Annotated in this window: 11 protein-coding genes; 5 read left to right on the forward strand and 6 right to left on the reverse strand. The window is 40.4% G+C overall.

Annotated features, from left to right (window positions below; translation table 11 throughout):
• Nucleotides 1-1,286: 1,286 nt before the first annotated feature.
• The 5 genes from ccmE to ccmA are packed head-to-tail and all read right to left on the reverse strand — an operon-like array spanning nucleotide 1,287 to nucleotide 4,074.
• Nucleotides 1,287-1,784 (reverse strand): cytochrome c maturation protein CcmE, encoded by a 498-nt coding sequence (ccmE, locus tag Q4533_RS19260; RefSeq protein WP_102440378.1) that lies wholly within the window; start codon nucleotides 1,782-1,784, stop codon nucleotides 1,287-1,289.
• Nucleotides 1,784-1,981 carry a heme exporter protein CcmD gene (gene ccmD / locus Q4533_RS19265; protein ID WP_102440380.1) on the reverse strand — a complete coding sequence of 66 codons (198 nt, stop codon included), beginning with the start codon at nucleotides 1,979-1,981 and terminating at the stop codon, nucleotides 1,784-1,786. The genes ccmE and ccmD overlap by 1 nt, the downstream gene beginning before the upstream one ends.
• The gene (locus tag Q4533_RS19270) at nucleotides 1,981-2,727 is read right to left on the reverse strand and encodes a heme ABC transporter permease (RefSeq protein WP_102477112.1); all 747 of its coding nucleotides are present in this window, start codon (nucleotides 2,725-2,727) and stop codon (nucleotides 1,981-1,983) included. The genes ccmD and Q4533_RS19270 overlap by 1 nt, the downstream gene beginning before the upstream one ends.
• On the reverse strand, nucleotides 2,728-3,414 hold the full coding sequence (ccmB, locus tag Q4533_RS19275; protein ID WP_076543209.1) for a heme exporter protein CcmB: 687 nt from the start codon (nucleotides 3,412-3,414) through the stop codon (nucleotides 2,728-2,730).
• A gap of 9 nt (nucleotides 3,415-3,423) precedes the next feature.
• Complete coding sequence (ccmA, locus tag Q4533_RS19280) at nucleotides 3,424-4,074, reverse strand: cytochrome c biogenesis heme-transporting ATPase CcmA (RefSeq protein ID WP_102477113.1); 651 nt, start codon at nucleotides 4,072-4,074, stop codon at nucleotides 3,424-3,426.
• Nucleotides 4,075-4,396: 322 nt separating this feature from the next.
• On the opposite strand from ccmA, the gene Q4533_RS19285 reads away from it, so the two are divergent.
• A complete protein-coding gene (locus tag Q4533_RS19285; RefSeq protein WP_076543207.1) occupies nucleotides 4,397-4,690 on the forward strand; it encodes a cytochrome c5 family protein in 294 nt (97 codons plus the stop codon).
• Between the two features lie 69 nt (nucleotides 4,691-4,759).
• On the opposite strand, the gene ccmI is transcribed toward Q4533_RS19285, so the two are convergent.
• Nucleotides 4,760-6,028, reverse strand: a complete 1,269-nt coding sequence (gene ccmI, locus Q4533_RS19290; RefSeq protein WP_303446831.1) for a c-type cytochrome biogenesis protein CcmI — start codon at nucleotides 6,026-6,028, stop codon at nucleotides 4,760-4,762.
• A gap of 424 nt (nucleotides 6,029-6,452) precedes the next feature.
• On the opposite strand from ccmI, the gene Q4533_RS19295 reads away from it, so the two are divergent.
• From Q4533_RS19295 to Q4533_RS19310, 4 genes are read left to right on the forward strand one after another with little or no spacing between them, the layout of a single operon-like run.
• A complete protein-coding gene (locus Q4533_RS19295; RefSeq protein WP_076543206.1) occupies nucleotides 6,453-8,429 on the forward strand; it encodes a heme lyase CcmF/NrfE family subunit in 1,977 nt (658 codons plus the stop codon).
• A 15-nt stretch (nucleotides 8,430-8,444) separates the two neighbouring features.
• Entirely contained in the window at nucleotides 8,445-8,996 is a 552-nt protein-coding gene (locus tag Q4533_RS19300) for a DsbE family thiol:disulfide interchange protein (protein WP_102440374.1), read from the forward strand.
• A 2-nt stretch (nucleotides 8,997-8,998) separates the two neighbouring features.
• A complete protein-coding gene (gene nrfF, locus Q4533_RS19305; protein WP_102440373.1) occupies nucleotides 8,999-9,490 on the forward strand; it encodes a heme lyase NrfEFG subunit NrfF in 492 nt (163 codons plus the stop codon).
• Complete coding sequence (locus Q4533_RS19310; RefSeq protein WP_102440372.1) at nucleotides 9,487-10,041, forward strand: TlpA disulfide reductase family protein; 555 nt, start codon at nucleotides 9,487-9,489, stop codon at nucleotides 10,039-10,041. The genes nrfF and Q4533_RS19310 overlap by 4 nt, the downstream gene beginning before the upstream one ends.
• Nucleotides 10,042-10,249: the final 208 nt, after the last annotated feature.

Below are 10,249 nucleotides of genomic sequence, written 5' to 3' on the forward strand. Positions count from 1 at the left end.
CCCCCCCCCCCCCCCTCCTCCCCGGCCGCACCTTGCTTTCCTGTCTAACCTGGCTTACCTGGCATACCTGGCTTACCTGGCTTACCTGGCTTACCTGGCTTACCTGGCTTACCTGGCTTACCTGGCTTACCTGGCTTACCTGGCTTACCTGGCTTACCTGGCTAGCATAGAGCTTCCATTAATTTAAAATAGTTCGCTGCTGACTGAAGACTCGTAAATCCACAAGAAAATGAATATTTAGCTTCTCGTAATTAGCTTCTCGTAATTAGCTTAGATTTACTCGCAAACTACCCAGTTGTAATTGTTAATCATCTGAACCTAAGTCAGTTAAACTGCTTTGAAAGTTGTTTACGAAGCTTTCTGTAATAGCTAAATTGTCATTTGCATTGCTGTAATCAGTTTTGACTGTAGCCATTTAGTTGTGTCATTTTTTGGTGACATAAGTTGGTTTACTAGCCATGAAAGGTTAACTGTTTAAGTTAGTTGGCAGCGTTAAAGGGTTCTGCGTCTTTGTTTATAAAGCCACTAAACGTGTGCTTAAAACCAGTTATCCTTTTCAAGTAGCACATGTTAAACGAGTCCACCTAAGTCTTTATCACCAAGTGTCCCGGCTTGTTAGGCTCAGAATCTAGTGGACAACGAAAGTGATTTACCTGTTATTTAAACCCTAGTTGCTAATTTTAAGATTTATTTTGATTCATTCTAGATTTTATTAAGCAGTGAAATAACACTTCTTTTTATTAGCTGCTAAAAAAGGTATTCAAGTCAACTATATCAATTGCAGCCTGGTTTGGCATTGGTGTTTGCTCCAATGCAGAATATAGTTTTGTTTAAGGGATTTTTTTAAAGAAGGGTTTTGTGCGGTGCTAATAGGTAAGATAGCTATTCATGCGCTGTAGGTATTAGAAATATAATCGCTTGAGAGCTATTTAAAAGCTTCCAGTCAGCTTATTACGATTAATATAGGGTTTAGTGTACTTTGTTAATATAAGTCCGTTTAAATGTGCGCAGAGGCTAGGGTTATCATTTTCCGGGTAATTAGCACTTTATAGTTTTTTGGGGGGAATTGCGGCTAATGCAGAGGGATTGATTATCACAACTTTTTGGTTAAACATTAACTCTTGGTTGTTTGAGGGCAACAGTAAACTTAAACTCATAGTTGACTTCCTATACTTTAATTACGCAAGCCAAATAAAAAAGCACCGACCAATTGTGGTCAGTGCTTTACATGGTGATTAGCTTACGGATGAAGCTTAAATTTCGTATGGTCGCTACTTAATCTTGGATTAGTTGTATTTATAACCTTCGGATTGAGTTTGCTCAGAGTAATCTAATTTTTCATGGCTTTGGCCCATGGCTTCAGCAACTTCTGGAGGCATGTAATTTTCATCATGCTTTGCAAGTACTTCAGTTGCTTGTAATACGCCGGGCTCTGTTAATACACCTTGTGCAACAATACCTTGTCCTTCACGGAATAGATCAGGCAACAAGTCATCAAATGTTACGATGATTTCGCCACCAAGAATATCATGAATGGCAAATTCAACATGTAAACTATCAGGATCACGTACCATTGAGCCTAAGGTCACCATACCACCTACACGTATACGTTGACCAACTTCAGGCTTGTCACCTGTATCTGGTTTACCGTTTACAATTTCATACGGAGTATAGAATAAGTTTAAGTTTGAATTTAGCGCATATATTAGTAATGATGCGATACCGGCAACACCTGCAATTAATGCGACTGCCAGTGTTAATCTCTTTTTGCGTCTTGAATTCACTATCTGCTACTCCTAGTTTCTTTAAGGCGGTCTTCTCGTTCCATCTTTTTAGATATTTCGAGTAAGACGGATCTTTTTTGACGAAGGCTCAAGAATAGTAACGTCCCTAAGCTTCCGAAGGTAACACCGTATGACAACCATACATAGAATGCATAACCGCCCATATTTAAAAATTCAGAAAATGATTCGAACTGTATCATTTCGATGCCTCCGCTTTTGCTAATTCTCTAACCCAAGGACGCATTCCATTTCTAGCTAAAATCTCAGCTTTGTAGCGTAGCAAAGTGATTGCACCAATCATTAATCCAAAACCGACGATATTGATAAGTAACGGTGCTAACATTTCCATTGGCATTGATGACTTTTCAGTGATTTTAATTGTCGCAGGTTGATGTAAGCTGCTCCACCAATCAACTGAGTATTTAATAATTGGAATATTAATTACACCAACTATTGCTAAAATGCCTGCTGCACGAGCTGCAAGTACTTTATCTTCAAATGAAGCGTAAAGAGAGATTACACCTAGGTATAAGAATAATAGCACCAGTTCTGATGTTAAGCGTGCATCCCATACCCACCAAGTGCCCCACATAGGTTTGCCCCATGCAGCACCAGTTAACAAGGCGATAAAGGTGATTACAGCGCCTATTGGTGCAATTGAGGCTGCAACCCAATCGGCTGCTTTAATCTGCCATACAATCCCGACAAATGAAGCGGATGCCATAGCCATATACGCGGCCATAGACATTGAGGCAGCTGGTACATGGATATAAATAATTCTGAAACTTTCGCCTTGTTGGTAATCCATTGGGGCAAATAGCATTCCCCAGATGGTTCCGACACTTATAAATAAGATGGCAGAAAATGCAAACCAAGGTAAAAGGGTTGATGCTAGTTTGTATGCACGCTCTGGATCAGCGTATGAATGTAGCCATTTCCACATTTAGTTTGTACTCACTCTTAATGAAGCACCAATTGCAAATGGTGCCATAACTAATGAACCGACCAACATTGCACCAATAATAGCAAGTTGACCTGTGTAGGGTAAATTCATTCCAGCCGCATCAATCGCACTTGTAGCGAAGATGAGAACAGGTATATATAGCGGTAAAATTAGCAAGCTTAGTAGTACACCGCCTTTGCGTAATCCAACAGTTAATGCAACACCAATAGCCCCAAGAAGGGACAATACTGGTGTTCCGACTGCTAGTGTCGAGATTAGCGCGCCATAGCTATTGCTATCTAAATGCAGCAGTACTGCAAGTAAAGGTGCCACTAATATTAATGGTACACCGGTTAAAATCCAGTGTGCCAATACCTTTGACAATACCAATATTGATAATGGCTGTGGGCTGAGCAACATTTGCTCTAAGCTGCCATCACTAAAATCGGCTTTAAATAAACGCTCTAATGACAGCATCGATGCTAGTAGGGCTGCGACCCAAATAATGCCTGGTGCCACACGTGATAATACTTGTGGTTCAGGGCCAATGCCTAGCGGAAACAATGTCACTACCAGTACAAAGAATAATAACGGGTTAAAAATATCACCACGATGTCGAATGGCGATTTTTAGATCCCGATGCAACAATGTCATAAATGCTTGGGTGTAACTTATGCCTCTTTTCATTGTTGTACCTTATACGAAACGATAGTCTAGTTTTACCTTACGAAGCACATCATCAGTAATGATGCCCATATCTTGGTGAGTTGTCATAATCACGCAACCCCCATTTTTAGTGTGCTGAATAAATAATTGCTCTAGTTCTTCAACACCTTTTTTATCAATGGCGGTAAATGGCTCATCTAAAATCCAAATACGACTGTTGGTATGCCACAGTCTTGCTAATGCGGTGCGACGATGCTGACCTGCAGATAAATGTCCTGCTAGGGCTTCTTCAAAACCGCCTAAGTTAACTTTGGCTAATATATCGTAACTATCAAAGTCATCATAACCACTTAACCTTAAATTGAAGTTAAGATTTTCTTTTGCTGTTAACTCACTTTTAACACCTGCTAAGTGACCTAGGTAAAGTAAATCTTCATTAAATTCATCACGGCATTGTGTGATATCGGTATCGATATATTCGACTTCACCAGCGTATGGCCTTGAAAGTCCGGCTATTATGCGTAGTAAACTGGTTTTTCCGGCACCGTTTGGGCCTTCAATTTGGACAATATCACCAGCGTTAATTTCAAAACTCAATTCGTCAAACAGAATGCGATCTTCGCGAATGCAGGTTAACTCATTCGCTCTTATTAAGGTCGGCCGTTGAATGTTTTCTGTCACTTAGCCCTCATTATCACTGTTAAAGATGAATATAATTTTATATTAACATAAACACAATTAGCGGTTTAGCATTCAGCTCATCTATGTGCTAGGTATTTGAAGTGGTTCCAATAAAATACATCTTATGTGAACTTTTTCATGATTCTCTAATATATTACTTTATCTTAGCTTATTGTCTTCATTTGGACGCCAAGGTGAGATTCTTGTCACAAAAAGGTGAGTTTTATTGAAGTTTGTAGTAATCTGATGGCGATTTATAAGTCTGCCTTCATTAAAAGGTGGCGTTGAGCTGTTAATTTATTTGCATTTAGGAACGATGAACATGAAAAAATTATTAGCAATGACTGCAGTTGCCGCGTTGACTTTGTCTTCAAACGTTTTTGCCCAAGATGGCGAAGCGGTTTATAACAAAGCGTGTACAGTATGTCACAGCATGGGAGTTGCTGGTGCACCAAAGACTCACGACGCTGCAGCTTGGGAACCACGTTTAGCTAAAGGTCTTGATGCATTAGTTGCAACAGTCAAAACAGGTTTAAATGCAATGCCACCAGGTGGAATGTGTACTGATTGTACTGATGAAGATTACAAAAACGCTATTGAGTTTATGTCTAAGTAATTTTAGGTTGCTCAATAAAAAAAACCGGCTTAAGAGCCGGTTTTTTTATGTCTATTTATTGATAGTGGATTATTGAACCACTGTATCAAGTAATAGTTTAGCTTCTTTACCCACAGCAACAGATGCAACGATACCTTTTAAATCACCAGGTTGCGCCTTCACACTGCCATGTTTTGATAGCACTGCGATAATTTCTACATTTGCAGCACTGCTTAGTTTTACATCGCCACCCATTGAAGTAGTGTCATCAAGTGTCACCGTTACAGGTAAACTGTTGGCACTTATTTTGGTCGCAGCTAAAGGTACCTTAGGGCCTTGAGTTGAACGGGCGAAGATAAATACCATATCTGAAGAGCTAACTTGATCGGCTAACTCTGGAGCAATTGATATCGCGACATCTACAGTTTTAATACCTGCTTCGGCTGTAGCTGCTGCCATTGGGTTATGAGTACTATCGTTTGGCATCACTCCCGTTTCAGCTTGAATACGCATTTGGGCAGATTCAATAGCATTCATAAGTGCAGTGCGATCCACATCTTTACGATCGCTATCTAAAATAGATTGCCACGCTGTGATTGCGCTTTGATAGTCAGCAGTGAAAAACGCATCCATACCGACAAGCAACAATGTAGAAGGGTCGTTTGGATCTAAAGCTAAAGATTGATCAACAAGCGCTTGAATCTGAGGATTCATTTGCTGACCATTTTTGTAATACAGTGCCGTCGCTTTAGGGCCTAATAATTCAGAAGCTGTGCCAACTAATTCCATCACTTTATCAAAAGAGGCAACAGCATGATCAAACTGGTTTGCTGAAATATAAGCATGACCTAAGCTAAACCAAGCTTGGCTGTTTTCTGGCTCAGCTTGAACTTGCTGCTCCATCATTTGTACACGTTGAGCCATAATCTGCTCATTGCTCATACCTTGATGTGGCGAAGCTTCAGCTTGTGGCGGGGTAGCTAACTCCTGGTATGCACCAAGGGTTGAGTAAAAGTAACCTGAAACAGCCAAGACACCAACGGTCATAATTGATGGCCATAAGATCCCTTTTGCTTTTAATTTCGTATCTAAAGAATCGTCACCTGCAATCTTCATATCTTGCAGAAGGCCAATTTCTAGTTCTTTTTTAAGCGCGTCAAACTCTGTTTGATCAAGCAAGCCTTCTTCAAGTTCTTTAGCTAAAATGCCTGCGCGCTCGTTGAAGAGTTCAAGGTTAGTTTGCTTACGTACGCCTGATTCTTCAGCAGATAGCATTTTTTGCTGACGAAAATGAGGGATCCAAATCAGCATTAAGCTGATGAGTACGACAAGCGCAATAAATATCCAAAATGTGGTCATTGTTTCAATATTCACTTTTAGGTTGCTGAAAAAATAAAGCGGAACTGCCGCCTAACTTGAGTGCTAGATTATACGTAAAGATGATTCATTGAACAGTAATATACGATTTTACTTAGTCAGAATCCTTATAGTTGGGCACTGGTTCACAAATAAATAACCACCTTTGAAATCAAACGAAACTTAAATGAACTTTTTTAGTCATAGGCTTAGCTGTTATAACTGTGTGTTTTTAATCTCTATTTTTTTGAGAATGAGACTAGTGACCCAGTTTTGCATGAAATAGGCAGACATAAACAACAGCAAATACTAAAATATAACAAAATTCGTATTAGCTAATGTTAATGTAGCTGATATATAGCATTATGTTAGTTATGCGTTGGTTTGATTAGGTTCGGACCAACTTTTATCACACTGAGGAATACCCATGATCCCAGAACTTGGACACTTCTCGCTCATTATAGGTGTGGCATTTGCCATGCTATTAATGACCGTGCCGTTAATTGGTGCAGCCCGTAAGGACCAGTATCTCGTAAGATATGCTTGGCCGATTTGTTACGGTATGTTCTTTTTCATCGCTCTTTCAGTTATCAGCCTAGGCTATAGTTTTGCCGTTGATGACTTCTCTGTGGCTTATGTCGCACATCATTCAAACTCACAATTGCCAATCTTCTTTAAGATTGCAGCAGTGTGGGGTGGCCATGAAGGGTCACTTCTATTCTGGGTATTCTCTATATCTGTCTGGGCTGCATCAGTTGCATTGTTCAGTAAAGGTATGGAAGAAGTCTTTATCGCACGTGTTCTTGCGGTATTAGCAATGATCATTGTTGGCTTCTCTTTATTCATGCTAATCACTTCAAGCCCATTTGAGCGTATTTTCCCAATACCGATGGAAGGTCGAGATTTAAACCCAATGTTGCAAGATGTGGGCTTAATCTTCCATCCACCAATGTTGTACTTGGGGTATGTTGGTTTCTCAGTTAGCTTTGCATTTGCTATTGCTGCGCTTATGAGTGGTCGTCTAGATTCTGCTTGGGCTCGTTGGTCACGTCCTTGGACACTAGCAGCTTGGGTATTCCTAACAGGCGGTATCTCGTTAGGCTCTTGGTGGGCATACTACGAACTTGGCTGGGGCGGATGGTGGTTCTGGGATCCAGTTGAAAACGCATCGTTCATGCCTTGGTTAATCGGTACAGCGTTAGTGCATTCACTTATTGTGACTGAAAAACGTGGCGCATTCCGTAACTGGACCGTATTACTGTCAATATTCGCTTTCTCATTAAGCTTGCTAGGTACCTTTATTGTTCGTTCAGGTGTTTTAACATCAGTGCATTCATTTGCAGCCGATCCTAGCCGTGGTATGTTTATTCTGCTCTTGCTTGGCCTCGCAGTTGGTGGCTCCTTGACCTTGTTTGCGTTAAGAGCAAGTCAAATGAGCAGTCCTGCAAGGTTTGAACTCAAATCTAAAGAGACCTTCTTACTTGTATGTAATGTGTTATTAACTGTTGCAGCAGGTACTGTACTACTTGGTACGCTATATCCATTGCTAATTGATGCATTAGGTATGGGCAAAATCTCTGTAGGACCTCCATATTTCAACGCTGTATTTGTACCAATTGTACTTGTACTGTTTGGCTTCATGGGAATTGGCCCAATCATTCGCTGGAAAAAATCTAAAGCGGGTGAGATTAAACGCCAACTTATGATCCCTGCGATTGTGGCTGCAATTGTTGGTTTGGCAACACCATTTATCGCTGGTAACGAAATGAACCTTTGGGTTGCATTCGGTATTGCTGCTGCGACATGGGTAGCACTAGCAACCTTCAGAGCGGCATATAACCTAGTAACTGACAAAGAAGGTAAGTTCACCCTTAACAAGATTGGCCGTAGTGAAATGGGGATGATTATTGCCCATTTAGGTATTGCCGTATCAATTGTTGGTGCCACTATGGTGTCTAACTACTCGATTGAGAAAAGTGTTCGTATGGGCCCTGGTCTCAGTGAAGAGTTAGCGGGTTATACCTTCAACTATATTGAAACCAAAAACGTGGTTGGTCCTAACTACACCGCGCAACAAGGTCAGATTGAAGTTTATTACGATGACGAATTTGTTACATTGTTAAGACCTGATCGTCGTCAATACAATGTACGTACGATGGATATGACTGAAGCAGGTATTGATTGGGGCTTGTTCCGTGATCTATATGTGACTATGGGTGATCCATTGAGCATGACTCAATTTGCTGTACGTCTTAACTATAAACCGTTTGTTCGTTGGATTTGGTTTGGTTCAATCTTTATGATGGTCGGCGGTTTCTTAGCTGCATCAGACAAGCGTTACCGCGTTAAAGAAGCTAAAACTGCTAAAGAAGAAGCAGAACAAGCAAAATTAGCCACTGCTTAATATATCGGAGAAAGTATGAAAAAGTTGGTGCTGTTTATACCATTGGTATTGTTTTTGGGGATGGGAGTTTTTCTTTATCAGGGGTTATTCTTAAATCCACAAAAGCTGGATTCAGCACTAGAAGGAAAGCCGGTACCGGCTTTCCAACTTGAACGCCTTGAAACGCCGGGTGAAATGTTAACGCAAGCTGATTTAAAGGGTGAAGTGTCGATGATCAATGTTTGGGCTACATGGTGCCCGGCATGTAAATACGAACATCCTTTTTTAATGATGCTTGCGCGTAAAAATATTTTACCTATTTATGGTGTTAATTATCGAGATGAGCGTGCGCCAGCAATACGTGAGTTAAGTCGTGAAGGCGATCCCTACACGCTTAACATTTTTGATAAAGATGGACGTTTAGGTTTAGACCTTGGGGTATATGGAGCACCAGAAAGTTTCATTGTTGACCATAACGGTATAATCCGTTTCCGCTACGCGGGGCCAGTTGATAGTAATGTCTGGAGTGAAACACTCTACCCAATGATCCAACAGTTACAAGCTGAAGCTAAACAAGACGGAGTTTAATAATGAAAACATTGAAAATACTTGTTGGCTTGATGACAAGTTTAGTTTTAGCTTTTAATGTGATGGCAACGCCAGTAGATACTTATGAATTTAAATCTACCGATAACCAAAAGCGTGCGTTGAACTTAGCGCACTCTTTACGTTGCCCACAGTGCCAAAATCAGAACTTGATCGATTCTAATTCGCCAGTAGCCCAAGACCTCCGTCTTGAAGTCTACACCATGGTTGACGAAGGAAAGAGTGATGATCAAATAGTAGATTTTATGACAAGTCGTTACGGTGACTTTGTACTATATAAGCCAAGATTAGATCCTAAGACCTACATTCTATGGATTGGCCCATTTGTACTAATGCTTATTGCACTTTACATTGCATTGGTTGTTGTTCGTAAACAACGTGGTAAAGCAGCAAATGTGGAGCAAGAGTTAACTGACACAGATCGTGACGAGTTAGCCGCTTTATTAGCAAGCAAGCAACAGCGAGATGAAAAATGAACAAGATGATCAAATTGATCATGCTTGGTGCATTAGCGGTAAGTTTTACCGCTAATGCATATCCTGGAATGGAAAAACAGCAACAGCATGTTAGTCAATCAACACTTGATAAGATAAATGTATTAGCGCAGCCGTTTCCTATTGCACACATTGGTTTTAATGATGCCGAAGGCAATGAAGTTGATTTCGAAGCCCATAAAGGCAAAGTTGTTATCATTAATATGTGGGCGACCTGGTGTCCTCCGTGTGTAAGAGAGCTACCTGCATTAAATCGATTAGAGAAAACACTGAGTAAAGACGAATATGTGTTGATGCCAATCTCTATTGATGCAGAAGGCAAGAAGCAAGTTAGCCCTTTCCTTGATTCTATTGGTCTAGGTGCTTTTACTTCTTATTACGACCCAAGACAGAATTTACGAGAAGTATTTCCACTAGACACCATACCAGCGACCTTTATTCTAAATAAAGAAGGTGAATTGGTTGCTTATGTGCGTACTTATGTCGATTGGGATGATGAAAACGCTGTTGAGTTTTTACGACAGTTTCAATAAATTGCAATTAAAGTCTAACGATAGTGATATAAGGTTGCTTACTTAATAGACTAATCACACCTGAATTGATTAAAAAAGATCGTATTTGATGAAAAGATCATCATGCGATCTTTTTTTTGCTTTTTTATCACTAAAAGCCCTTGCGCTAAATCTTAACTTGCCTATAATGCGCATCCACTGACACGGCGACAGGCCAATAGCCTCAAGG

The organism is Shewanella sp. 6_MG-2023 (assembly GCF_030547195.1).
Classification (GTDB): domain Bacteria; phylum Pseudomonadota; class Gammaproteobacteria; order Enterobacterales; family Shewanellaceae; genus Shewanella.

Excerpts from the sequence above, each read along its gene's own strand:
- Q4533_RS19295 (WP_076543206.1), top strand. The coding sequence starts at position 6,453 with ATGATCCCAGAACTTGGACACTTCTCGCTCATTATAGGTGTGGCATTT.
- Q4533_RS19270 (WP_102477112.1), bottom strand. The coding sequence starts at position 2,727 with ATGTGGAAATGGCTACATTCATACGCTGATCCAGAGCGTGCATACAAA.
- Q4533_RS19310 (WP_102440372.1), top strand. The coding sequence starts at position 9,487 with ATGAACAAGATGATCAAATTGATCATGCTTGGTGCATTAGCGGTAAGT.
- Q4533_RS19285 (WP_076543207.1), top strand. The coding sequence starts at position 4,397 with ATGAAAAAATTATTAGCAATGACTGCAGTTGCCGCGTTGACTTTGTCT.
- ccmB (WP_076543209.1), bottom strand. The coding sequence starts at position 3,414 with ATGAAAAGAGGCATAAGTTACACCCAAGCATTTATGACATTGTTGCAT.
- nrfF (WP_102440373.1), top strand. The coding sequence starts at position 8,999 with ATGAAAACATTGAAAATACTTGTTGGCTTGATGACAAGTTTAGTTTTA.
- ccmI (WP_303446831.1), bottom strand. The coding sequence starts at position 6,028 with ATGACCACATTTTGGATATTTATTGCGCTTGTCGTACTCATCAGCTTA.
- Q4533_RS19300 (WP_102440374.1), top strand. The coding sequence starts at position 8,445 with ATGAAAAAGTTGGTGCTGTTTATACCATTGGTATTGTTTTTGGGGATG.